We start from the raw sequence: 26380 nt of genomic DNA, 5'->3' as shown, positions 1-26380 counted from the left end.
TCTTCTTCGAGAGTTTTCCGAGGAGAGAGGTGACCTTGGAGGTCAGTGTCTCCGGGGATATCTTGTCGAAGAGTGCCGATATGAACTCTTCGGCCGTCATGCCTGCCGTAACTGTGACGCTGTTTATGAGGGCGAGTAGCTCCTCGTCACCTGCGGCGAGTGCCAGTAGTTCTGCCTTAAGTTCGTCCGCCGAGGCGTAATCCGATATCTTCTTCGAGAGTTTTCCGAGGAGAGAGGTGACCTTGGAGGTCATCGTCTCCGGGGATATCTTATCCAATAAGGCCCTGACATAATCTTCTTTCGTCATACCATCGGTGATCTTTACGGACAAGATGATCGATATTACGGCGGCCGATGTCTGGTCAAGGCCCGCCGCCACCAGTATCTTTTCTACCAGGTCCTCTTTCGAAGTGACCGAATCCATATCTATCGACATGAGGATCTGCAGTAGGTCGACGTTCCCTCCCGCAATGGTCAAAAGCGCGGAAACGAGCTTCTCTTTATTGGCTATGTCGGCAGGGTCCATGGCAAGGATCGCCCTGAGGGCTTCTTTGATCCCGGCATCCCCTCCGGAGATATAATCGAGGAATGCTTCCAGCGCTTCGGTGCCCGATCCTGCCGAGGCAAGGTCGATACCGAATTTTATCTTTATTAATTCTTCCACCCTGGCAATATCGTAATTACCCCCCGCATCGATAAGATCGACCGCAAAGATAGCGTCACCCCAGTATGTATCGCTTCTCTGCATCCCGTCTTCATAGGGGTTTGCCGTGTCAGCCCGCTTATTACCGCCGTAATAGTATACGGTCGTCTCTTTCACCGTGGAGCCGTCCCGGTAATAGCTATATGTGAAGTCGGCCAGCTCCTCTCCCCTGGATGAGCCCGGCAGGAACCTGTAGAACGTTTCCGATTTCTTATGCGCGGCGGATATCTCTCCCGCGCTTATTGTCTTATCGCCGTTGGAATCTATCGGGCCCCAGTACGTCGTTGCGCGCTCAAGGCGATCAGTGTTCGAGGAATCCTCCGCCCTCTTGCCGCCTTCGTAAAAATAGACCGTAGTGTCTTTTACCGTGGCCCCATCCGTCAAAAAGGTGACTGCATAATCCTGGACCTCTTCGCCCTTCAATCTGTACTTATGGTCAAAGAACGTCTGGGACTTCTTGATCGCGCCGTCTTTTATCGAACCGTCCGCATTTACGGCATCGCCGTAATACGAAACGATGCTTGTAAGCGTTTCCCTGTAATTGGCGTCTTTGGCCCTCTTGCCGTCAAGATACAGATAGACGGTGGTCGCAGTGGTAAAGCCCAGTTTATTATAAGTCACTTCGTAATCCGCTACCTCCTCGCCTGCGATCCTGTCGGCTGAACCGCAGAAGAATAACTCCGATTTCTTGTCCGCTGCGGCCTCTTCTTCCGCGCTGACCGAGCCGTCACCGTTAGTATCAATATTACCCCAATAAGTGACGCTCTTTGTCTTTGCCTCCCTGTATCCGGCATCTGCCGCTCTGTCTCCGTCTGCGTAATAATAGACGGTGGTGGTCAACCCTGTGCCGTCCGAGGCATATGTGGTCGTATGATCGGCGACCTCTTTCTTCGCTTCACCCGTAAAATGCGTCTCGCTCGTCAGGATGTCGGTGCCGTTTATCATCCTGTGTTCTTCCGTCTTCTGTAATTCTCCGCCGTCGCCGTATTCATAAAGACGCGTCCCTGCCAGGTCACCGTCCGTGCCGAAATACTCTATCTTCGATATCCTGTTGTCTTCGCCGCTCCCCTCGTATGTGGCCACCTCCACCAGAACATCCCCGTCTCCCGATATGTCATATCTGCGCACCTCTGCGACGTCGTCGCCGGAATAGATATAATCGATCCTGTATTTCGCCTCATATTCCTGCGTCGCCTCGTTAAGGACATAACCTGTCAAAAGGTGGTCTATCTTCCGGCCCTCACCCTCGCCGAAATATATGACCTCCTGTATCTTCCTGCCGTCACCGGCATCGCCCTGGTCTGACCACCCTATCCAGTAATCGACACCCATCTCATCCGTACGCCGTTCCGCCCCGTTCATCCACTTTTCGATATCCATCCTCGTCACGTCATACTTATCCACGCTGTTAAGGTTCCTCTGCCCCTCATAATTGTAATTATTAAGATTATGCGGGGTATCAAGCACATCCGGGTCGGTCAGGCTGTAATCCGCATCATCGCCCTCTCCGCCCTCGCCGCCCCTGCCGCCGCTTCCACCCTGTTTCTTCTGAAGCTCCAGGTCCTCCTCTTTCTCTACCTGAAGTTTCTTCTTAAGGTCATCCCGTAATTGCCACAGGAGATCCTCGCCATCCTGCTTCTGTTTTATTATATCTTCGTGCTTTTGCTGCTGTTCCTGGATATAGCCGGGGGCGAATTTTTGGGATTGTTCTTTTTCCTGGTATGTGGGTAAGAGTTTTTCGGCGGCTGACTTGCGCTTATCATAATATAATAGATCGTAATTTGTTACTTCGCGCTCTTTCTCCTTGCCGGAGGCGACCTTTTCATCCGGCACGGCAGAAGTCGGGGCCATCTTCCCGCCGGTTACGGCAGGCGCTGCAGTCGCCACCGGGATCGGCCTGGGGTAATAAAAGAGATCGCCGGCCCACGCTATGTCGTACCATACGAAGGTCACGATCAGCGTGCCGGCGATCAGTTTCAGCCAGATCTTCTTGTGGGGGCTGTAGTATTCTATCATTTTATTACCTTTTAAAATACTTTTTTAAACATTAAATTTATAGGTCAAAAAAAATGAACTTCCCTTTCGCCACACTACAATATTATCATATATAATATAAGAGTCAATAGGGAATTTCTAACTTTTTTATAGCTTAAAACGAAGTTTTCTCTCTGATCTGCCCGTCGGGGTGACTTGTTAGGAGAGCGACTTTTTATCTACCTCTGTCTGGGCAATATACGGTTGGATGCGGAAATCAGCCTGTTTTTATCCCCTGTAACCATATATGTTATCTTCATCTTTTCGCCTTTTCCGAGAGCTGATAGTTCCACTGTCTTTGTCAACACTATGTGTTTGGGGGCATCCAGGGAGATGATCGTTCCGTCGCCTTTCTTAACTACGACCTTCCTGTTTTCGGGATCATTTTCGTCCACCGATACAAATTCTACCTCATCAGTTTTAACCTCTGTCGGTACTGCAACTGTCGTATTTGCTTTATCTTTATTCGTTGCTTTCTCTCTTCCGGAAGCGCCCATGCCTTCCATCGGCCGCGCTACCGCCTTGATCCTCTTATCGTAATCAACCCTTTCTGAGGGGCTCATCTCGCTCGGGTATTTGCCCGTAACCTCATCGGGATATTCAATGATGACTCTCGGGATCGGCACCTTCGGCACAACCATATCAGGAACGTTTACGGTCTTGCCGCCTTCAGATCCCGGGACAGGCGTTTTTGGGGTTTCTCCGTTGGCTGACGGTGCGGTAACGGCGGTTTGCGCCGCTTCATCCTTACCCTGCCCGGCCGGCTCTTCCGAGATCCCATACACGGCGGCCGACAACACAGAAACCGTCACAAAAAAGATAGCGGATACCTTCATGATGAGCTCCTCTTTTCGATATTTAACCGTTTTCCTGCGCGGCATCCTCTTCCGCGGCAGCAGTTTTAACGGGTCCTCTCCTTTTCCCTAAGAATTCTGATATTTTTACGCTTATATCTTCAAAGATCACATATACCCCTGGCACTATAAGCAGTGTGAGTATGGCTGAGCTGGTAAGACCGCCCATGACGGTTATAGCAAGCGGGCTCCACAGGTTAGAGCCCTCATGCGTGCTTACGGCCATCGGCAGGAGCCCCAAAAGCGTAGTTATGGTGGTCATCAATATGGGCCGCAACCTGTCCCTCGATGCCATAAGCAATGCCCTGAGATAATGTATATTCTTCTTCTCCAGCTGGTTTGTGTGGTCGATAAGAAGGATGGCGTTATTGACCACTATGCCCCCCAGCATCATGAGCCCCACAAAAACACCCATCCCGACCGCCTTCCCGGTCGCATATAACGCTATAACGACCCCTACCATTGCCAGCGGGACGGAGACCATTATTATGAAAGGCTGGTAATAAGACTCGAATAGGGCGGCGAGCACAAGGTATATCAATATGATGACAAGCCATATTATGGCCCGGAACTGTTTCTGGGTCGCCATCATCGTCGGGTAATTCCCCCCGAACCTGTAGTAATACCCTTCCGGTAATTTAAGGTCCGAAAGGGCCGTCTTTGTGATCGTGATGGCCTTGCTGAGAGGGAATTTACCGATATTGGAGCTTACCTGTATCATCCTCGTCTTGTTCTTCCGCCATATCTCGCTCGGGCCGAGGTCGTATTTAAAATCGACTATCTGCTCCAGATATATGCGGTCATCGTCCTGGTTCATCAATACCAGTTTGTGCAGGTCTTTGAACGTCTTCCTGTATTTTTCGTCCAGGCGGGCTATCGTCTCGACTTCGCTCGACTCCGTATGGAAGAGCGTGGCCCTGAGCCCTCTCATCTGCGCATGGACCATATCCGCCACGTTCAGTACGCTCATGTCCATAAGGCCGGCCTTCTTCCTGTCCACTCTAAGCCCGAGCTCGGGACGCCCCTCGCGCATCCTTATCTTTGTATCGGTGAACCCCTTTAGCGCCCCCAATCGCGTCGCCATCGATATCGCTATCTCTCTCAATGTGTTATAGTCGTAACCGAAGAGCTCCAGCACTATCTCTTTTGTCCCGACCTCCTGCTCCTCTTCAAAATATATGAAGGCCGGCTTCAACCGCTCCACCTTGGGACGGATGCCCTCTATGACCTCTTTGACCGACCTCTTCCTTTTAGTCAGGCTCACCAGTTCCACATATATCTTGCTCGACCATGGTTCTACCCTGGACGAGAATATCTTCGCCTCCGGTATCTCCTTGACCATCGCCTCCACCTTCTTCACGAAGCTGTCCGTGACATCCAATTTCGTCCCGGTAGGCATTTCTATGAAGATGGTAAATTTATTCTGCTCCGTGGTACCCAGGAATTCCATACCCATCTTTGTGAAGAGGAAGAGCGACACAAGGAATATCAGGGCGGCCCACATAAGGACACGGTATCTCTTCCGTATCATATAGACGACGCCTTTTCTCTGGGCCGCATATATCGCCGTCATGAACCCTGCCCTATCCTTCTTCCCGTACCCCGTCGGGACATCCTTTATATAAAATTTGGCCCTGGAAGTAAGGAGCGGGACCACCGTAATGGCCACAAATAACGATACCAGCAGGGAAAATGTCACCGTCCACGCTACGCCGCCATACAGAAGTTTTATCTCTTCGCCGACAAAGATCATAGGCAGGAAGACGGAGATGTGGGTAAGCGTGCCGGCCCAGATGGCTACCCACACCTCTTCCGTGCCCTCTATGGCTGCGGGGATGCCTTTTAACCCCTTTTCATTTTTGCTCAATATGTTCTCAAAGACGACTATGGAATTATCGACGAGCATACCTACGCCGAGCGCCAGGCCGAAGAGCGTCATGAAGTTGACGGAGAGTTTCATCGCCCACATCAGCGAAAAAGTTATTATCACAGATATTGGTATCGCAGAGCTGACTATCAATACCGGGCGTATCTTTGCTATTATGACAGATGTTATAACCATCGCCGCCAGAAGGAGATACAATAATTTTGTGGGCAGGAAAAGCGTACTGACAAGAAGGACCGCCGTCAGGATGATATATCTCCGTTCCAGCTTTACCAAGAAAAATGTCAGGACCAGCATTATGAGGCCTGCGCCCTGGAGCAAAGAGACCTTAAGGTTCTCTATCGCCTCTTTTATGAAATTTGCCTGGTTGCTCGTGATAGTTATGTGGAGGTCTTTCGGCATCTTCTCCTTCAGGCGATTCACCTCTTCTTCTATGGTCTGGGCCACCTTTATCGTATTGGCGGTCGATTCCTTCTGGATGTATATGGAGACGACGGGCCTTATATTGACCCTTGCATAGCCTGTCGGCTCCAGGTAAGAATCGACGACATTGGCAACGTCTTTCAGCCTTATGGCGGTGCCGTCGGAAAGCGCGGAGACCGGTATATTCTTTATTTCTTCGACGCTTTTGAAGAGCCCTATGGTCCTTATAAGATATTTTTCCTTGTCTGTCTCGATGTCACCCGACAGCAGGTTCAGATTATTCATGCTTATCATCGAGATGAGCTTCTCAAGCGAAACAGAATAAGCGGCCATCTTCCTCTGGTCGGCCTCTACCAGGATCTTCCTCTCCCGTCCGCCCGCGACCTCGGCGTCCGCCACCCCGCTTATGCGCCTCAACGGTTCCCTTATCTCCTCGTCCACTATCTTGCGTATCTCCTCGGTCGACCTCCTGAGGCTGGTAACCGCTATGATCACTATGGGGACGTCGGACCTTTTGAACTGCGCTATGATAGGCTTCTCTATCTCCTTCGGCAGCTTGTTCTTCACCCTCGCGAACTTCTCTCTCACTTCAAGGGCGGCGAAGTCCATATTTATGCCCGGCTCAAAGCTGAGCACGACCGTTGATTCGCCTTCCTTCGATATCGAAAGCATCTCCTCCAGGTGGCTGACGCTTCCGACGGCCTCCTCTATCGGCTTGGTGACCAGGCTCTCCACTTCCGTAGGAGGTATCCCTCCCCGGACCTCTATTATTATGCTTATCTCCCCGAAACTTATATTGGGGTAGAGCTCTACGGGGAGCTGCGTCAATGACAGGAGGCCCACAAGCATGAGGATGACGTAGACCATGAGCATGGTGACCGGTCTCTTGATGGAAAAGGCGGGAAGGCTCATCTCTTCCTCTTGAAGATCCTGCCGCTAAGGTCGATGATATAGATGTATATGGTGGGGATGACTACCAGCGTAAGGAACGTCGCTATCAAAAGTCCGCCCATAACGGTTATGGCCATAGGGGCCCGAAGCTCTGCGCCCTCGCCGCCTAAGAAGGCCATCGGCAGGAGCCCCAGGATGGTCGTCATGGCGGTCATGAGTATGGGGCGGAGCCGGACCTTGCTTGCGTAGACTACCGCCTTCTCCGGCGGCATGCCCTTTGAGACAAAGAGGTTTACGCAGTCGATAAGGACGATGGCGTTATCGACCACGATACCTCCGAGTATGCCTACCCCCATAAGGACATAAGCGCTTACGCTTGTATGGGTTATGAATAGGCTCCATGAGACTCCGATCAACGACAGCGGTATGGTGAACATGATTATGAAGGGCTGCCATAACGACTCGAACAGGGCGGCCATTATCATATAGACGAGCAGGAACGCCGCGATGATAGCGTTCCGTAAACTCGTGAACGACTCTTTCATCTCGGCCGTCTCTCCGGCAAGCTTGACCGTGAAATCTTTGGGCGCATCTACCCTCTTTAACATCGCGTTCACATCGTCATAGACATCTTTCAGGGCACGCTTATACACGTTCGCATATACCTGGACGATGCGCTCCTGGTTCAACCTCTTTATCTCGCTGGGGCCTTTACCCTTACCGAATGTCGCTACGCTTGAAAGCGGCACGCTTATGCCGAGCGGCGACTGGATCTGCATCCTCCCCAGTTTCTCAAAATTATCCCTGTCGGCATTCCTCAATCTCACCCTGATGTCAAATTCCTGCCCCTTCTCTTTGAATTGGCTGGCCACATACCCCTTGAGGCCCGTGAGTGCCGTCTGGGCCACATCCGTGACCGACAGGCTGTAGACGGCGGCCTTGTCCTTATTTACGAATATCTTCGTTTCGGGTGACGGGTCGGAGAGGTCGTTCTTTATACCGTACAGGCCCTTTATCCTCGAAAGGCCGTTCTGCACATCGCTCGTTATCCTCTCCAGGGTCACAAGGTTATTGCCCTTTATCTCTATGGTCACTGGCGCCTGTGCCTGTACGCCGGACATCAGGACGTTCTCCTGCAGCGCATACTCTATGCGCGCGCCTTCGAGGTTCATCGAGGCGAGCCGGTCCTTGATCTCCTGGACGATATCAGAACTTTTGCGCTTCCGTTTCGATCTCAGATTTACGGCTATCTCCGCCTGGTTCGCGCTGAGCCGCTCTGTGATGTGCTTGGTGGTCGACTCCTTCGTAGACCCTACGGTCACGTTTACGCTCTCCACTTCCGGGATGGGCATGATCACCTTTTCGATGCGTTCCGAAAGGGAGTTCGTGACTTCGAGCCGTGTCCCGCCCGGCATGTTTATGCGTATCATGAACTGGCCCTGGTCCACTTTCGGCATCAATTCTTTATCCATGAATACGAAGAGACCCAGAGATAATAAGAATAGGATGAGCGTATAAAGAAGATAGCGCCTCCTATGCTTAAGGAACTTCTCAAGAAGGTTTTCATATATCTTACGCATCTTCGACGCGGCGCCCGCCTTATCTATGGCGGAGATATCGTCTTCGTTCTCTAATTTGACGTTCTTCCCGACCGATATCCCGCGCGACGCAAGAAGAGGTATTATAGTGATCGAGGCGGCCCATGACGCCAGGAGCGAAAAGGTGACCGTGAGAGCAAAATCTTTGGAGATCTGCCCTATGATCCCGACCACGAAGATGAGCGGCAGGAATACGACTATCGTTGTAAGCACGGAGCCGGCGACAGCTATAGAGACCTCATCGGCCCCTACCGAAGCCGCCTCCTTCCTGTCTTTTCCCATCTGCATGTGCCTGAAGATGTTCTCGATGACGACTATAGAACAATCGACGAGGCTGCCCACACCGAACGCCAGGCCTCCCAGCGACATCATGTTCAGGGAGACGCCCGTGAAGTACATCATGGCGAATGTTGCCAGCACCGATATGGGTATCGTGACGGTCACTATCAAGGCGCTCCATACGTTCCTTAAAAAATAGAAGAGGACGAGGAAGACAAGCACGCCTCCCTGCCAGGCGGCGTCCCATACGCCGTTTATCGAACTCTTTATGAATTCCGACTGATCATATACTACGGCGATATCCACATCCTTCGGCATATCCGGCTTCAGCTCTTCGATCTTCTTCTTCACCTTGTTTATGGTCCTGACGGTATTGCCGAGCGCCTGTTTCTGTATCGATATCGAGATATTCTCTTTCCCGTTATAGCGCGAGTAACTTGTCCTCTCTTTCACCCCGTCTGTGACGGTGGCCACATCCTTCAGGTATATCAGACGCCTGTCCCTGCTGACATCCCCCCTCTTACTCGGGTCCTCCGGCCCGTACCTGGCGGCCCTTAACTCCTCGTCGCCCGTATCCGAGCCTATGGATATATCCTCGATGTCCCGCACATGCTCAAGCTCACCCAGCGTCCTTATCAGGTATTCATAAAAACTCTCTTTTATGGTGCCGGCGGGATAATTCAGATTTGAGCTGGCGATCGCCTTAGTGACGTCGATTATCGGAATCCTGCGCGAGAGAAGCTTATCATGGTTGACCTCCACCTGTATCTCGCGCTCCAGCCCGCCTGAGATCATTGCCGATGCCACACCTTCCACCTTCTCTATCTCGTCCTTTATCATGCGCCGCGCGACCTCGCGCAGCGCCAGGGGAGACCTGTCCGTAGAGCTTGTAACGCTGAGTACCAGGATGGGCCTGTCGAACGGGTTATAAGGCAGGACTATCGGCTCCTCCGCCTCCCTGGGCAGCCTCTCTTTTATCAGGTCTATCTTCTCCCTCATACCCAGCGCCGCGAAATTTATATTCTGGTTCCATCCGAATTCGGCTATGACAAGAGAGAGGCCCTCTTTTGAGATGGAGTGGATGCGCTTTACGCCTGCGACGGTCCCGACCGCCTCTTCGACCGGTTTTGTTATAAGCGTCTCTATCTCTTCGGGCGCGGCGTTCCCATACGGAGTGACGACGGTCAGCTGCGGGTAGACGATCTGGGGAAAGAGCTCCTGCGGCAGGAGCTCCAGGGAGACGAAGCCGAATATAAGGATGCCCGCGACTATCATAGTAATGGTCACGGGTTTTTCTACGGAAAATTTAGCGAGGTTCATCGGTCCCTGTAAGAGATATTAAAATAACCCTTCCTGCACTTCCGTGATCTCGACTTTCGCCTTATCCTTAAAATCTTCCTGTATCTCGGCCACGATCAGGTCGTCCTCTTTCAACCCTTCCCCTATCTCGACCAGGTCCTGGGTCATGTACGCCAGTTTCACCGGCCGTATCTCAACGGTCCCGTATTCTGATCCCTTTTCCGCGGCGGCTTCGGGCTTAGGTTCCTCTTTCTTTTGAGGCAGGGCAAATAGGCCGAATAATTTTTTGGCTTTCGCCTTTGACTTATCGTCCCCGGCCTCTTTCTTCGGTTCCTCTTTGAGGACCAGGTAAACGAAATATTCGGCCTCCTTCTTCTTCAGGCCCGAGGCCGGTATCACAAGGGCATCCTTCTTTTCGTAAGTGGCCACGAGGGCGCGCGCGAACATACCGGGCTTAAGGACCCCGTCCTTATTGTCTATATCGATCTTTATATTCTGGGTCCTGGACCTGCCCTCTACTATAGGCGCTATATTGTCCACCGTCCCGGAGAAGGCCTTATTCGGATGGGAGTCGACGAAGACCTCCGCCTTCTGGCCTATCGACACCTTAGGCATATCTTTCTCTATGACGCTGAATTCCGCGCGCACCTTGTCTATGTTTATGAATACGCCTATCTTATCGTTCTGCGTCACAAAATTCCCCGGGTCCAGCAGCCGCGACCCCAGGAGGCCGTTCGAGACCGCGTAAATATTCGTCTTGTCGAGCTCGTTCTTTGCCGATTCATATTCCAGCTTCGATTGCTCCAGCTTCATGGTGTTGATGGCGCCTATATCGAACAGCTTCTGGTTCTTTGAGGTCTCTATCTCCGTGTACTTCAGCTTCAGGAGCGCCTCTTTCTGTACGAGGCTTGCGATGATATCCCCCTCCTGCACCTTCTCGCCCTCCTCGAAATTGAAGCTCTCGAGGATCCCCGGGACCTGGAACTTCAGGTCGATCTCTTTAAATCCTTTTATGTTGCCCATGCACGGCAGGGTATCCTTAAATTCAATCTTTTTTGCCTTGAATACCTTTACGGGCGCGGCCTCCTCCTCGAACGTCACGGCCGGGGTCTTTTTGGCCGCGTCCGACTTTTTGAAGAGCGCCCTGTTGATATTCGAGGTTGTCTTCACTATCACTATAACCGCCACAAGCGCTATGAGCGCGATGAATATGGTCTTCTTCCTGTCCTGCGGTAATTTGAACTTTATCTTCCTGAACCCGGCGGACGCTTTTTTTAATATCTCTCTTATATTTTTCATATGATCCTCACCCGTTGCGGGGAAAACCCCTATTTTAACCGCACCTTATCGCTTAAGGAGAGGTCCCCCTGTATCCTAAGGTCCTCTTCGTCCTTGAAATAGTTCTCCACCCCTATGGCTTTATTTATAGCCGCCAGAGATATATGGCAATCGACGAGCGCCTGGATGTGCCCGAACTTCTCCTGGTAAAATTTTATCAGGCTCTCTATGACATTCGAATCCTGCGCCTCGTCCAGCCCCCGTTTGAATCTCATCAGCTCGAGGTCCTTCTCCTGGTAGACTATCTTCTTCTCCGCAGTATCGAGCTGTAACAGCGCCTTGGCGTAGCTGAAGCAACTCTCCCTGACCTCAAGCGTCACGTCCTGTTTTATCTTTGTGAGCTCCTGCTGGGCCCTGTGGAAGTTCATCAACGCTTCCTGTTTCCCGGAATAGTATCTGAAGTTGTCCAGTATGCCTACCTTGATGGCCTGTGTAGCGGATTCCGTCCCCTGGTATGCGCTTACGACCGGCTGCCACTGTTCTCTCGTATGCGAATACTCCGCCGTCGACCCCCAGAAAGGCATCGATGCCTTGAACCCCAGGTACCACTCCTGCTCCATCTTCCTGTCATCGTCCAACGTAGTTGAATTTGCAGGGGGAGCAAGATTGTCCTCAGGCGCATATTCTTCTTTGGCCAGGCCCCATGAACCCATCAGGTCCACCTTCGGCCACCCCTTGGCCCTGGCAATGCCTTTCTCGTAGTTGTAATACTCCACCATGAGAGAGTTGGCCCTGACCTCCGGCCTGTTCATAAACGCGGCCATGAGGGCCTCCCCGGAATTGACCTCGACCTTCCTGAACCCTAGCTTCGCGTCTATATCCATGTTATAGGACTGGTCTACGTTCATCGCCTGTTTCAGTATCAGGTCCGCGATCGCCAGGTCTCCCTCTGCCGAAGCGAACTGGAAACCTGTCTGGGCATGCTGTGAGCTCACATTCAAAAATTCCAGTTTTGATATGATGCCGGCTTCGGATCCCTTGCTTACCCTGCCGTATATGCCCTCGACCTCCCGCTTAAGCTCATCCTGCATCTTGAAGCTCTCTTTTGCCTTGGCAAGAGTATAATATCCCTTTTTGACCTGCAGTATAAGGTCGTTCTTTATCCTGTTATAATCCTCGGTCACTATCTTCAGGTTCGTCTCGGCCTGTTTCATTACGAAGTAGAGCTCGCCGCCGTGGAAGACCGCCTGCTGCCCCTCTATCGACTGTTTTCTCCCTATATACCGCCGGTCATTGACGCGCCCGGACGACTCCTGCCACTTTATCGTGGCGGTGGGCAGCATGTTCCTGCGCGCCTCCCATAACCGCATCTCGCCGAGCTTTATGCTGTCCTCCGCTATCTTTAACGGCATGTGGTTCTGTACGGCTATCTTTATGCAATCATCCAGGGTAAGGACGTGCGGGATCTCCGCCTGTGAGCCGACGCTTACGGGTTCCTTATCTTTCTTAGGACGCCTCTTTATCTTCTTCCGCGCCTGGCCGATATATTTTTTTAATGACCTGTCTTTCGGGTCGAGCGAAAGCGCCGCCTCCCACTCGTTCAGCGCGCCCTCATAATCACGGGATGCGTATTTATCCTTTCCTTTCTTTATGAGGTCTTCCTTTGCCGATGTTGCGCTCCGGAGGTCCCCTTCCCGGGCGGATGCAATATCGCCGGACCATGCGTTGCCCGCCCAACAGCTTACGCATACAGTTATCGCCGCCGTTATGCAGAATCTTGAAAGGATCGTGGGTCTCTTCTTCATGACGTATTTAAAGCGATGCCGTTACTCCTCGTCTTCCTTCCCGCCTGCCTGGCCGGGAGCCGTCCTTCTTCTCCTGTACTCTCTCATGTACTCTTTCATATAAGAGCGGTGCCTGTCCCTGTGCTCCTCCCGGTATAGCTTGAGGTATTCCTGGTGCCGCTTGCGCCATTCGAGCGACCGCTGTTTGCATGTCTCTTTCCATGACGAGTCCTGACTTTCTTTATATTTAAAATAATTGGGGTTCCTCTCCCTCCATTTTTTCATGTTTTCGAGCTGGCGCTGATACTGGCATTCCAAAGAGGAGCAGATCGCCTGATTCGGCCTGTACTTATTCGGTATGAACGTCTTACCGCATATGATGCATGCTCGTTCTTCTGGCATAGGCTACCTCACCGGTTTTTTTATGCTTTTAAGAATATCTCCCTGGCCGCAAGCGTCGCAGCACCGATGCTAACGGCATCCCTGCCGAGTACGCTCGGCAGTATCTTAACGGTATTCGCCTGTTTCGAAAAGGCGAACTTCCTGACGCTCTCTCTTATGGGGCCTAGCACTATCTCTCCGGCCTTCTCTATCCCGCCCCCTATGACAACAGCCTCGGGGTTAAAGAGATTCACCAGATAAGCTATGCGTATGCCGAGGTTCATGGCGGCGCTCTTTATGATATCGAGGGCCACATCGTCTTTGTCATGCGCGGCGTCGATGACCACCTCTTTGGTTATGCTGTTTATATTCCCTCTCGCGAGAGCCACTATCTTTGTGCCGACGCCCCGTTCGACCTCTCTTCGCGCCACCCTGACTATTCCCAGGTCCCCGCCCCAGGGCCTGAGGTATTTCGACTCTTCGAAAAAGAGGCTCTCCGCCGCACCCGATCTCTCTTCGCCCGATGCCCGCATCCCGCCCGCGCCGCCGTCGGCCCCGAAATATATGTCTCCGCTCACCACTATCCCGCACCCGACATCGGAATGCATGTAGAGAAGGTTCTCGACATCCGCTTCAGCGTTGAGGCGCTTCTCCCCAGATGCCGCGCATGCCGCGTCTGTCCCTGTGTACGTCCCTATCCCCGTCCTCTTTTCCATAACGCCGCATATCCCGGTGCGTTCCGGGTCGCACGTGCCGATACCTATGGCCTTTATCGCCGATCTTTTTACGCCGCTCTTTTCTATGAGCCCCAGGACGGTATCGGCCGCTCCGGCTGCAACTTCCTCAGGCCTGGACGGCTTTTCGGATACGGCCTTCTCCTTCACATCCAGCGAGAGGTCTGTCAGCACCGCCCTTATATAGCCGGCCCCGGCATCGACGCCGATGAGATAAGCCCCCGCGGCGTTCAATCCGATCAACGGCGAAGCATTTTTACCTGAGGAGGAGGCCTCCCTTTCGGATATCAACCCTTTCTTCAGATAACCTTTGAGAGATTCCGAGATCGAGGCCGCGTCTATACCTGTGAGCTGAGATATGCCCGATATAGAGAGGGGGCCTTTCTTTCTTATAGTTTCCAGTATGGTGAGATTTTTCCGTTCGTTATCGGATAGGGCGTGGTGGGTATATAACCTTTCGTGCTCTATTTCCATTTACTTAACTTTTCCATTCACGTAATATAATTTGCATACAGAGGTTAACTGGAAAAATTGTTAGTAACTAACTTTTTACAAAGTATACCCAATAAACGTGAAAAAGTCAATCCATTTACGAAGATTTTTATTCGGACTTTATTATGCGGGGATTGCGGTTTGCGGTCATCGCGCGTGAAGGCATCGATCTCACCATTATCTCTACCCTGGTAAGCCCTCTCTCCGTGTCACATATATCTTTGAATGCCCTCATAGAGAGATCTATGATACGCCCTTTCCTGACAAACCTTTTATTCGGGCCGCGGTCTGTCACCACCACTTCTGTGGTCAGGCCCGTATCGAGGCTCCTGACGAGAAGGACGGTGCCAAAATCATAGAACCAGCTTGCGCACGTCCTCTTCTCCGGGTCGAATGCCTTTCCGTTCGCCATCGGCTGATGTGCGCATTCATACGAATAGTAACTGGCATATCCTGCCTGGCGTACATGGGGGCTCTTGATGACGGTAGTTGCCGAAATTTCGGAAGGCCTTACGAAGCATAGCGCCTCTAAGATCAGTATTAGAAGGAGGGTAGAGATAGTTATTGGATATCTGTTCGTATTTTTCATCGTGGTAACTATGGTCTACTTTTTAATTTTTTAACGACCACTAAGTATACCACGTGCACGGAAAACGTAAATAGACGATATCAAGCTTTTTTATTAATTAACTGTAATTTGGAGGGTCTGGCGAGATAATCTCTTGTAGATCTCCATTGCCCAGAGCGGGAATGAAGATATCGTGACTACCAAAAGCCAATCGAACAGGCTTAGCGGTTCGGTCTTGAATATCTTTTGCGAAAACGGCAGATATACCGCTCCCATCTGGAGCAGGAACGAGACAAGGGTTGCGGCTATCAATTTTTTATTGCTGAAGAGACCGATCTTAAAGATCGACTCCGTCATGCTGCGGCAGTTAAAGGAGTGGAAGAGCTGTGAACACCCGAGCACTATGAATGCCGCTGTCCTGGCGCGGCCCAACCCCTCCTTCTCTACGAAGAGGACAAAACTGAATGCCAGCAAACTGCAGAACGCAATGAAGGCGCCCTGCATCAGCATCATGAGCCCCCTCTGCCCGGTGATCACCGGCTCATTGAACTTCCGGGGAGGTCGCTGCATGACTTTGGGATCTACCGGATCCACCCCGAGCGCCAGGGCGGGCAGGCCGTCGGTCACAAGGTTGACCCATAAGATATGGATCGGTAAAAGAGGCACGGGCAGGCCCGCCAGGGAAGCGGTGAACATGACCAGTATCTCGCCGGTATTACACGACAGGAGATAGTGCACGAACTTTTTGATGTTATCATATATGCCCCTGCCCTCTTCCACCGCGTTGACTATCGACGCGAAATTATCGTCCGTGACGACCATGTCCGATACTTCTTTTGTGACATCCGTGCCCGTTATGCCCATGGCGACGCCGATATCCGCCTCTTTTACCGCGGGGGCGTCGTTGACCCCGTCGCCGGTCATCGCGACGACGTGGCCTCTACTGCGCCACGCCTTCACTATCCTCAGCTTATGCTCCGGGGAGACCCTGGCATATACAGGTATCCTCTCTATCTTATTCAAAAGCTCCTCATCCCCGAGGCCGTCCAATTCCTCCCCGGAGAGGGCCATGGAATCTTCTTTGTAGAAGCCGAGCTCTCTGGCAATGGCGACGGCTGTATTCTTATGGTCCCCGGTTATCATGACGGTCCTGATCCCGGCCTCCCGGCACTGCATGATCGCCTCTTTCACTTCTGGACGCGGAGGATCGATCATCGCCATGAGCCCGATAAATGTGAGCCCCGTCTCGACCGATCTCATATCATACTGCCGGCCGTCCCCTTCCAGTGCGCGATAGGCAAAAGCCAGTACGCGCATGGCAGAATCCGCGAACTCGCCGTTGGCTTTCAATATCTTCTTTTTATCTTCTTCCCTTATCTCTCTCGCCGCGCCGCCTTCTTCGATATAAGCGCAATCATCCAGTAATATGTCCGGCGCGCCCTTCACAAAAGCAAAGACCCTGCCGCCTTCCCTGCGCAACACCGTCATCTTCTTGCGCTCGGAATCGAACGGTATCTCATCCACGAATACCGATACTTTCTCGAGAGATTCCTTAAGCATGCCCGCCTTGGCGGCCGCCGTCAAAAGCGCCCCTTCCGTAGGATCGCCTATTATCTTAAAGATCGCTTTCTCTTTGACCAGCTGGGCCCCGTTACAAAGCGCGGAACACCTCAGCGTCTTTTCCAATACAGGATAGTCGCCGGCCTTAACGGACTTCCCACTCATCAGGAATTCTCCTTCCGGGGCATAGCCGATGCCCGTAACCTTAAAGACGGAATTATCGGCAAAGGCCGCCTGCACCGTCATCTCATTCTTGGTCAGCGTGCCGGTCTTATCGGAGCATATGACGGTGGCACAGCCCAATGTCTCTACGGAAGGGAGCTTTCTTATGAGCGCATTCCGCTTTATCATCCGCTGGACGCCCAATGCCAGGGCGATGGTCACTACGGCAGGCAACCCTTCCGGGATGGCGGCCACTGCGAGGCTTACGGCGGTCAGGAATACCTCGACGAGCTTCCCGCCGCGCAGCCACTCAAGGAGGAAGACGAGGGCTACCAGCACAAAACATATATAGACGATCCATTTGCCGAACTCTTCGAGCTTCTTCTGTAGCGGCGTTATCTCGCGCCCCGACTCCTGTATCATCCCGGCGATCTTGCCCAGCTCGGTATTCATGCCGGTATCTATGATGATCGCCCTCGCCTTCCCTGAGGCGACGGAGGTGCCCATATAGACCATATTCGCGCGGTCGGCCAGCGGGACGTCCTTCTCTTCCAGCGCCAGTATCGTCTTGAGGACAGGGGTCGATTCTCCGGTGAGGCTCGCCTCCAGGACGCTGAAATTCGAGGAGACCCATACGAGGCGGCTATCTGCGGGCACGTGGTCGCCCGCCTCCAGCTCCACCAGGTCCCCCGGGACAAGGTTGTAGGACGGGATAACGGCGTGGCGGCCGTCCCGTATGACCTTTGAGCTGGGGGAGGCCAATTTCTTGAGGGCGGCGAGCGACTTCTCGGCGCGATATTCCTGGATGAAGCCGAGGATCGCGTTAAGCAGTACTATGCCGATTATGGCAAGGGCGTCGATCCATTCCTGTAAAAATCCGGAGACGAGCGCGGCGCCTATAAGGATCAATATTATGAAATCTTTGAACTGGTCCAGGAATATGGTGACCGGGCTGACCGGCTTCTTCCCCACCAGACGGTTAAGGCCGGATTTCGCAATGCGCCCGGCGGCCTCTTCCTGCGTTATGCCGGATCCCGTATCGGATCGCAAAGAACCGGCCGTCTCTTCGGGGGTCAGATTATAGGCGTGTCTCTCGGGTCTCACTATCCACCGCTCCTGGGATTTTTTTTCGGCTGAACTGCCGCTCGATTTTCAATAATAGGATACTACAAGAACAGGCCGCGGGCAAGGCAAAACGGAAGTGGCCGGCGAAATTTGGCTTCAAATCCTTCAGCAGCTACCAAAATAAAAAACCGCCGGGAGTGAACCCAGGCGGTTTTATTATTTTGGTAGCCCCATGGGGATTTGAACCCCAGTCTTATGGCTGAGAACCATATGTCCTAGACCAGGCTAGACGATGAGGCCGTGAATTTGCTGCCTATTACCTGTATGCAAATTCCGTTCGCATCTTACTTCAAAATTATCGAAGAGAATTTTGAAGTGCCTAAGATGCGAACTACATTTGCCTACCGTAAAACTACAGCAAATGTTATCCCGAAAGGACTCTTTTAAATTTTCTTACGAAAATTTATTGCTTCCCTTTCGGGACAAATTTCGCCTTAAGTGAACAAAGGCGAAATTTAGTGGTGCGGAGAGGGGGATTTGAACCCCCATGGGTTGCCCCACATGCCCCTCAAACATGCGTGTCTGCCAGTTCCACCATCTCCGCAAAGCTTCAAAAACGATAAGGGATTACATTATAGTAAAAATTGACCTAAAATCAAGGGAATAGTAATTTTGCAGCGCCTAAAGATTGGCTGCCCCGAGCATTCTTGCTCAAAAAATTCATTGAAATTTTTTGAGCTTGCTCGGGACGCCAAAATTTTGCTCTGCAAAATTTTGGCTGGGAGGCTTGGATTCGAACCAAGAACGGATGGTCCAGAGCCATCTGTGTTACCATTACACCACCTCCCAGCGGATGCCGCAACAAGTTGTATCATAAAATAGTACACGCTCCGGGGCGCTTTTTCAACCTTTTTTCTCTATCTTTGCCCACTCATCCTTGAGCGTGACTATCCTGTTGAAGACCTTCTTCCCGCCGGGGGCCATTACCGGGTCCTCATAGAAATACCCCATGCGCTCGAACTGGTACCGGATCCCGCTCTTCGCGTCTTTAAGCGAGGGCTCGAGTTTCGCATCGGTCAGGACCTCGAGCGACTTAGGATTCAGGTTTGACCTGAAACCGGCGCCTTCCGGCGCATCATCCGGTTCCCGTTTCGTGAATAACGGGCCGTATAGCCGCACCTCGGCATCTATGGCGTGCGGGGCGCTTACCCAGTGGAGCGTCGCCTTCACCTTGCGTCCGTCGGGTGAATCCCCTCCCCTGGTCGCCGGGTCATATGTACACCGCACCTCTGTGACCGCGCCCGTCTTTCGGTCTTTCACCATATCGGTACATTTAACGAAATAGGCGTAACGCAGGCGCACTTCCCTTCCCGGCGAAAGCCGGAAGAATTTTGGCGGCGGCGTCTCGCGGAAGTCGTCCTGTTCTATATAGAGCTCGCGGCTGAACGGGACCTTGCGCGTCCCCATGGCCGGGTCTTCCGGGTTGTTCACGGCGTCGAGCTCTTCCGACTTCCCCTCAGGATAATTGGTTATGACCAGCTTCAGCGGACGTAAGACCGCCATCGCGCGCGGGGCGGTCTTATTCAACTCCTCCCGTATGCCATTTTCCAGTACGGCGATATCTACGATCGAGTTCATCTTCGCGACGCCTATACCGTCGCAGAAGGCGCGGATGGAAGAAGGTGTATATCCTCTGCGTCTCAGACCTGACAGTGTCGGCATGCGCGGGTCATCCCAGCCGCTCACCTGGGCCTCGGTCACCAGCTGCAGAAGCTTCCTCTTGCTGAGTACGGTGTTGCTGAGGTTGAGGCGCGCGAACTCTATCTGCTGCGGATGGTATATGCCGAGGGTGTCGAGGATCCAGTCATACAGCGGGCGGTTATTCTCGAATTCGAGGGTGCAGATGGAATGGGTGATGCCTTCTATGGAATCCGAGAGGCAGTGCGCGAAGTCGTACATAGGGTAGATGCACCATGCGTCGCCGGTACGGTGATGGTGCTCGCGCTTTATCCTGTACAGTACGGGGTCGCGCATTATTATATGCCCCGACGCCATATCTATCTTCGCCCTGAGGACCTTGCTCCCGTCCGGGAACTCCCCTTTCCGCATGCGCCGGAAGAGGTCGAGGCTCTCCTCTACCGTGCGGTCCCGGAATGGGCTGTTTTTGCCAGGCTTCTTCAGCGTCCCGCGATATTCCCGTATCTGGTCGGCGTCCAGATCACAGACATATGCCTTCCCGAGCTCTATAAGACGCTCGGCATAGGCATAGAGCTGCTCAAAATAATCGGAGGCGTAGAATAACCGGTCACCCCAGTCAAAACCGAGCCAGCGCACATCTTCTATGATGGAATTTACATATTCCATCTCCTCTTTTTCGGGATTCGTGTCGTCCATCCTGAGGTTGCACATCCCGCCGTAGTCGCTGGCGATCCCGAAACTGAGACAGATGGCCTTGGCGTGGCCTATGTGGAGATAGCCGTTCGGTTCCGGCGGGAACCGCGTATGGACCTTCCCGCCGAACCTGCCCGTACCCAGGTGTTCGTTGATGATCTCGCGGATAAAATTGGTGGGTGTAACTTTTTCCATTTGGTATGACCTTACGCGGATGCCCTGCGCATCCTTTCGAGGACCTTCGCCTTCCCCAGCACTTCCATCATCTCGAAAAGGCCGGCGCCGGCGGTGTTGCCGCTTATGGCGATCCGCGCCGGATGGATTATAGCGCCCGCCTTGAGGCCGCTCTCTTCGGCCATGTCACGGCAGGTCTTCTCTATCTCTTCGTGAGAAAATCGATCGAGCCGTTCAAGCCGTCCGGCAAATTTGCGTAGCACGTCCTTACCGGCGCCGGAAGAGAGATACTTCTGGACACCCTTCTCATCGACCGTATATGCATCGGTGAAGAAACATTCGGTCATCGGGATGAACTCGGCGAGCGTCTTTATCCTTATCTTATAAAGGCCTATAACCTTGAGAAGCAGGTCATCGGGTGATGAGGCGACAGCGCCTGCATCCGCCGCCTGCTTGCGTATCAGAGGCAGGAGTTCGGCGTCCGTCTTCCCGGCGATATATTCCCCGTTCATCCAGCGCAGCTTCTGAAGGTCGAACTTCGCTTGGACCCCCTTCATGTCTTTCGGGTCAAAGAGCCGTACCGCTTCCGCAAGCGGGATCATCTCCCTGTCTCCGCCGGGCGACCACCCCAGCAGGAGCAGGTAGTTGACAAGCGCTTCCGGCAGGAACCCGTCGCGTTTATACTCCTCTACCGATACACCGCCGTGGCGCTTGGAGAGCTTGGCGCCGTCAGCGCCCATTATGAGCGGCATGTGGCCGAATACCGGCGGTTTGATGCCCAGCGCTTCGTAGAAGAGTATCTGTTTCGGGGTATTGGAGAGATGATCGTCGCCGCGTATGATATGCGTGATCCTGAGGAACGCGTCGTCTATTACACAGCAGAAATTGTATGCCGGAGAGCCGTCTGACTTGATCATCACCTGGTCTTTTATATCGCCGGTATTGAAGGTGACCTTCCCGTGGATCATGTCATCGACTTCGATGGTCCTGCCTTCTTCGACCTTGAATATATAGGCCTCTCCTTCGCGGTACCCCTTGCCTGAACGGACCAGGTCTTCGGCGGCTTTGCGGTATATGTCAAAACGTCCGCTCTGGCTGATCGGCTCCTCGTCCCAGGCGATGCCAAGCCATCCAAGGTCGGTTATGATCTCTTCCAGGTAGCGTTTTTCGGAACGGGTGCGGTCGGTATCTTCGATGCGCAGGAGAAGTTTGCCGCCGTAATGGCGGGCATATAGCCAGTTGAAGAGTGCGGTCCGCGCGCTCCCTATATGAAGATACCCCGTGGGGCTCGGGGCGAAACGTACTCTTACCATTTTATCACCTTATACGGATGCGTATCCCTTCTCTATGGCCTTTTTGTTCATCGCGAAAAGCTCTTCTTTGCCCTTTAATATTTCCTTAAGGGCGGCGACTGCGTCTTTCAGCGGCAACACCTTCAGCCTCTTCAGCAGCGCGCCCAGGGCTATCATGTTGGCGCAACGCGCGTCTCCCAGCTTCGATGCCATTTCCAGAAGCGGGATATTTACGGTGGTTATCCCTTTCCTCTTCGGAAAATGGCCGACGAGCGAGGTATTCACTATGACCATGCCGCCATCCCGCACCTTTCCCGCATACTTTACCAGGGAAGGCCTGTTCATGGCAACGAGGACGGTGGGCCGGGTTATGACGGGGCTTGCTATCTCGCGGTCCGATATCTTCGTCATAGAGTATGCCGTGCCGCCCCTCACCTCTGCTCCGTAAGACGGCATCCAGGTAACGTGTCTTCCGGCGATAAGGCCGGCCTGCGCAAGGAGCTTTCCCATGAACATGATCCCCTGTCCGCCGAAACCGGCAAAGAAGACCTCTTCGCAATGATGTCCGGTATCTTTTTTCATCAGTAGCTCTTCACCACGCCTATCGGGTAGAAAGGCACGATCTCTTCCTTTATCCTTTCGGCCGCCTTTATAGGGGTCATGCCCCAATAGGTCGGGCACATCGAAAGCACCTCAACCATCGAAAATCCTCTCTTCTCTATCTGTGTCTTGAATGACTTCGCAATGGCGCGTTTGGCCCTCACCGTCTCAAGCGATGATTGCACGGAAACCCGCTCCAGATATTTGGCGCCCGGGAGCACCGCAAGCATCTCAAGTATCTTCAGCGGATAGCCGTCCCGTTTTAAATTCCTTCCCTGCATAGTCGTGGCCGTCTTCTGTCCAACGAGCGTTGTAGGCGCCATCTGTCCGCCTGTCATGCCGTAAACGCCGTTATTGACGAATATGACACTGATATTCTCCCCGCGGTTCGCGGTATGTATGATCTCTGCGGTCCCGATGGCGGCGAGGTCGCCGTCACCCTGGTAGGAGAAGACGATATTTTCGGGGAGCACGCGTTTTATGCCGGTGGCAACGGCCGGCGTTCGGCCGTGCGCCGCTTCAGCAACGTCGAAGTCCCAGTAATCGTAGGCGATGACTGCGCAACCTACGGGAGCGATACCGATCGTCTTCTCGCGTATACCGAGCTCGTCTATCACCTCGCATATCAGGCGGTGGACGATCCCGTGGCCGCAGCCGGCGCAGTAGTGATTTTCTGCGTCACGTAAACTTTCCGGACGGGTAAAGATCGATCCGTTGTCGGCGGGTTTTAACCCGCGGACCCTCTTCTTGCTCTTTTTCATACGACCTTCTCTATTACCGACGCGATCTCTTCCTCCGTCGGTATACCGCCGCCCATCCTGCCGTAGAAATCGACTTCGGCCCTGCCGTTAACAGCAAGCCGCACGTCCTCCACCATCTGGCCGGAGCTCATCTCGACGACCAGGAAGCGTTTCGCTTTATCCGCGGCGTCGCGTATCACTTTCTCCGGAAAGGGCCAGAGGGTGATCGGCCTTATCAATCCTGCCTTGATGCCGCGGGACCTGGCGATGTTCATGGCGGCCTTTGCTATCCTGGCAACAGAACCGTACGCCACAAGGATTATATCGCTCTCTTTTAGATTGAACGCCTCGGCCCTCGTTTCCGATCCTTTTATTATTTTAAACTTTTCCTGCAATTTTTTATTGTGCTCCTCGAGGGCCCCTTCCCCTAAAAAGAGCGAGCGTATCATGTTCGGCTTCCTGCCCTTGCATCCGGTCAGCGCCCACGGCTTAGCTATGGACTGCGGACTGTGGACCGTGGACCCTATAACAACCGGCTCCATCATCTGTCCGAGAAGCCCGTCCCCCAGGATGAAAGCGGGATTGCGGTACCTGTCGGCTATGTCGAATGCGAGATATGTGTAATCGAGGATCTCCTGGACCGACGACGGCGCCAGGACCACCGTCTTATAATCTCCGTGGCCTCCGCCCTTGACCGCCTGGAAGTAGTCGCTCTGCGCCGGCGCGATATTCCCCAGACCGGGGCCGCCCCTCTGCATATTTACTATGACCGCCGGCAGTTCACAACCGGCCATATACGATATGCCCTCCTGTTTCAAACTTATCCCCGGGCTCGAAGAAGAGGTCATGGCCCTCGCTCCTGCCGCGGACGCGCCGAATACCATATTGACGGCCGCGAGTTCCGACTCTGCCTGTATGAACGTCCTGCCAAGCTCTGTGAGCCGTTTTGACATATAGGCGGTCAGCTCGTTCTGCGGCGTTATGGGATAACCGGCGTAAAAGGTGCACCCCGCCAGGACCGCCCCTTCCCCGCACGCATCATTACCGCACATCAATATTTTTTTAGTCATGGTGGCTATTTGTATATGACTATCCCGCAATCCGGGCATATTATGGCGCACATCGCGCACCCGGAACATTTCCCGCCGCCCGCAAAGACGGCCGGCTTTACACCCTTCGGGTTCGTCTCACCCGATATCTTTATGAGACCCTTCGGGCAGTTGACGACGCAAAGATAACACCCCTTGCACCTTGCTTTATCTATCTTTACTTTCGGCATATTCCCTATCCCATTACCTCATTAATAATTACATCGCAAATGGCATCGGGTGTCAAGTTATACTTTAGGAAGAGTTCGCTCTTTTTGCCGTGCTCGATGAACCGGCCGGGAAGGCCTATGCGCCTCACCTTTACGCCCTTTATGCCCTCCCGCTCTATAAATTCAAGGACGGCGCTCCCGAACCCGCCTTCGAGCACCCCTTCTTCTATGGTAACGATCCTTTTTATCTCCCTGGAGATGTTTTCCAGCATCTCCCCATCGAGCGGTTTTATGAACCTGGCGTTGATCACCGTTGCCTCTATCTTCCGTTTTGCCGCCAGGGCCTTGGCCGTATCCATAGCCATCCGCGCCATATTACCTATCGAGATTATAGCTACGTCCTTCCCTCTCCTGAGCACCTGGGCCTTCCCCACTTCAATGCGCGGATCGCCCTTTTCCTGCGCCGTCGTCTCGGGCAGGACATCGGCGCCGCCCCCTTTAGGATATCGTATGGCTACCGGTTTATTGAGGGATAACGCAAGCTCAACCATGCCCTGAAGCTCTCTGGCGTCTTTGGGCGCCATGAAGACTATATTGGGTATATGCCTCAGATATGCTATGTCGAAGAGGCCGTGGTGGGTAGGCCCGTCCTCCCCTACCAGCCCGGCCCTGTCCAGGCAGAATACTACCGGCAAGTTTTGAAGGCATATGTCGTGGACGATCTGGTCGTAGCCGCGCTGGAGGAATGTGGAGTATACCGCCACGACCGGCTTGAAGCCGTTCCTCGCAAGCCCCGCGCTCAACCCCACCGCGTGTTCCTCCGAAATGCCCACGTCGAAAAAACGTTCCGGGAAGCTCTCGGCGAACTTCTGCAACCCCGTCCCGTCCACCATGGCCGCGCTTATACCGACTATCCTCTCATCTTTGGCGGCCAGCTCGGCGATCTTTTCGCCGAAGGCCTCGGTGAAGGTCACGGTCCCGCCGGGGTTCACCTTTTCGCCCGTCTCGACATTGAAAGGCCCGGTGCCGTGAAAATCGCTGGGACGCTCTTCCGCGAACCTGTAACCCTTTCCCTTCTTTGTAACGACATGTATCAGGATGGGCTCATCAAGACCTATGAGGTTCCTGAACGTCAACACGAGCTGCGCGATGTTGTGACCGTCGATGGGGCCGAAATACCTGAACCCCATCTCCTCAAAGAGCATACCCGGGACCAGAAGGTTCTTAAGCCCCTCCTCGAGACGCCGGGCCGCCCTGTAAGCCCTGAAACCGAAACGCGGGATACGCTTCAGCACCTTCTCCACATCGGTCCTGATCTTGTTATAAGCCGGGTTCGTTATGATCCTGTTAAGGTACTTGCTCAGCGCGCCGACGCTTTGAGATATAGAGAGTTCGTTGTCATTAAGTATGACTATGAAATCTTTCTTTGTATGGCCTGCGTGGTTAAGCGCCTCGAATGCCATGCCGCCGGCAAGGGAGGCATCGCCTATCACGGAGATCACCTTATAATTCTCGTTGGAGAGGTCGCGGGCGGCGGCGAGCCCGAGGGCCGTAGATATGGAGGTGGAGCTGTGACCGCAGGTAAAGAGGTCATGCGCCGGGCTCTCTTCTTTATTTGGAAAGCCGCTCAATCCTCCCAGCTGCCGGAGCGTCGGGAATTTTTTGAGCCGGCCGGTAAGTATCTTGTGGGCATACGCCTGATGGCCGACGTCCCACAGCACGACGTCCCTGGGAGTATCAAAGGCGTAGTGGATCGCTATGGCAAGCTCGACGACGCCAAGAGAGGGCGCCAGGTGCCCGCCTGTCTTTGAGACCGTATTTATGATCTCCTGCCGTATTTCTGCGGCTACCCTGGGAAGGTCGGTCAGCTTAAATCTCCTCAGGTCTACCGGTTCATGTATGGCATCTATGGATCTTTGCATGGCTATCCCGGGC

General features: G+C 53.3%; 17 protein-coding genes and 3 tRNA genes. All 20 read right to left on the bottom strand.

All coding sequences use genetic code 11. From position 1 onward, the window contains the following. Positions 1-2719 (bottom strand): hypothetical protein (locus tag WC515_04350; GenBank protein MFA5146585.1); only part of this gene is annotated, 2719 nt, incomplete at its 3' end. A 197-nt stretch (positions 2720-2916) separates the two neighbouring features. After that, entirely contained in the window at positions 2917-3618 is a 702-nt protein-coding gene (locus WC515_04345; protein MFA5146584.1) for a hypothetical protein, read from the bottom strand. Then, complete coding sequence (locus WC515_04340; protein MFA5146583.1) at positions 3596-6811, bottom strand: efflux RND transporter permease subunit; 3216 nt, start codon at positions 6809-6811, stop codon at positions 3596-3598. The genes WC515_04345 and WC515_04340 overlap by 23 nt, the downstream gene beginning before the upstream one ends. Next, positions 6808-9987 carry an efflux RND transporter permease subunit gene (locus WC515_04335; protein MFA5146582.1) on the bottom strand — a complete coding sequence of 1060 codons (3180 nt, stop codon included), beginning with the start codon at positions 9985-9987 and terminating at the stop codon, positions 6808-6810. The genes WC515_04340 and WC515_04335 overlap by 4 nt, the downstream gene beginning before the upstream one ends. 18 nt (positions 9988-10005) lie before the next feature. Then, a complete protein-coding gene (locus WC515_04330; protein ID MFA5146581.1) occupies positions 10006-11265 on the bottom strand; it encodes an efflux RND transporter periplasmic adaptor subunit in 1260 nt (419 codons plus the stop codon). A gap of 29 nt (positions 11266-11294) precedes the next feature. Then, entirely contained in the window at positions 11295-13049 is a 1755-nt protein-coding gene (locus WC515_04325) for a TolC family protein (protein MFA5146580.1), read from the bottom strand. A gap of 21 nt (positions 13050-13070) precedes the next feature. Further along, positions 13071-13430: a hypothetical protein gene (locus tag WC515_04320; GenBank protein ID MFA5146579.1), complete on the bottom strand. Its 360-nt coding sequence runs from the start codon at positions 13428-13430 to the stop codon at positions 13071-13073. Positions 13431-13450: 20 nt separating this feature from the next. Continuing rightward, entirely contained in the window at positions 13451-14617 is a 1167-nt protein-coding gene (locus WC515_04315) for an ROK family transcriptional regulator (GenBank protein MFA5146578.1), read from the bottom strand. 127 nt (positions 14618-14744) lie between these two features. After that, positions 14745-15224, bottom strand: coding sequence for a septal ring lytic transglycosylase RlpA family protein (locus tag WC515_04310; GenBank protein ID MFA5146577.1), 480 nt, complete (start codon positions 15222-15224; stop codon positions 14745-14747). Between the two features lie 93 nt (positions 15225-15317). After that, positions 15318-18029 (bottom strand): calcium-transporting P-type ATPase, PMR1-type, encoded by a 2712-nt coding sequence (locus tag WC515_04305; GenBank protein MFA5146576.1) that lies wholly within the window; start codon positions 18027-18029, stop codon positions 15318-15320. A gap of 183 nt (positions 18030-18212) precedes the next feature. Next, positions 18213-18290: transfer RNA gene (locus WC515_04300), tRNA-Glu, on the bottom strand. 219 nt (positions 18291-18509) lie between these two features. Beyond that, a tRNA-Leu gene (locus WC515_04295) sits at positions 18510-18594 on the bottom strand. 171 nt (positions 18595-18765) lie between these two features. Then, positions 18766-18839, bottom strand: a tRNA-Gln gene (locus WC515_04290). A 54-nt stretch (positions 18840-18893) separates the two neighbouring features. Further along, positions 18894-20576 carry a glutamine--tRNA ligase/YqeY domain fusion protein gene (locus WC515_04285; protein ID MFA5146575.1) on the bottom strand — a complete coding sequence of 561 codons (1683 nt, stop codon included), beginning with the start codon at positions 20574-20576 and terminating at the stop codon, positions 18894-18896. 11 nt (positions 20577-20587) lie between these two features. Next, a complete protein-coding gene (gene gltX, locus WC515_04280) occupies positions 20588-21868 on the bottom strand; it encodes a glutamate--tRNA ligase (GenBank protein ID MFA5146574.1) in 1281 nt (426 codons plus the stop codon). Positions 21869-21877: 9 nt separating this feature from the next. Further along, the gene (locus WC515_04275; GenBank protein ID MFA5146573.1) at positions 21878-22429 is read right to left on the bottom strand and encodes a 2-oxoacid:acceptor oxidoreductase family protein; all 552 of its coding nucleotides are present in this window, start codon (positions 22427-22429) and stop codon (positions 21878-21880) included. Continuing rightward, positions 22429-23208 carry a thiamine pyrophosphate-dependent enzyme gene (locus WC515_04270; GenBank protein MFA5146572.1) on the bottom strand — a complete coding sequence of 260 codons (780 nt, stop codon included), beginning with the start codon at positions 23206-23208 and terminating at the stop codon, positions 22429-22431. Before WC515_04270 ends, WC515_04275 begins: the two co-directional genes overlap by 1 nt. Further along, positions 23205-24257, bottom strand: coding sequence for a 3-methyl-2-oxobutanoate dehydrogenase subunit VorB (locus WC515_04265; protein MFA5146571.1), 1053 nt, complete (start codon positions 24255-24257; stop codon positions 23205-23207). Before WC515_04265 ends, WC515_04270 begins: the two co-directional genes overlap by 4 nt. Positions 24258-24262: 5 nt before the next feature. Continuing rightward, the gene (locus WC515_04260) at positions 24263-24466 is read right to left on the bottom strand and encodes a 4Fe-4S dicluster domain-containing protein (GenBank protein MFA5146570.1); all 204 of its coding nucleotides are present in this window, start codon (positions 24464-24466) and stop codon (positions 24263-24265) included. 5 nt (positions 24467-24471) lie between these two features. Next, complete coding sequence (gene dxs, locus WC515_04255) at positions 24472-26367, bottom strand: 1-deoxy-D-xylulose-5-phosphate synthase (protein ID MFA5146569.1); 1896 nt, start codon at positions 26365-26367, stop codon at positions 24472-24474. Positions 26368-26380: the final 13 nt, after the last annotated feature.

The organism is Candidatus Omnitrophota bacterium (assembly GCA_041650805.1).
In the GTDB taxonomy this organism is placed as follows: domain Bacteria; phylum Omnitrophota; class Gorgyraeia; order 2-01-FULL-45-10; family 2-01-FULL-45-10; genus JBAZKM01.
The sequence above is the reverse complement of the archived record's forward strand: the minus strand, read 5'-3'. Positions and strand labels throughout refer to the sequence as shown.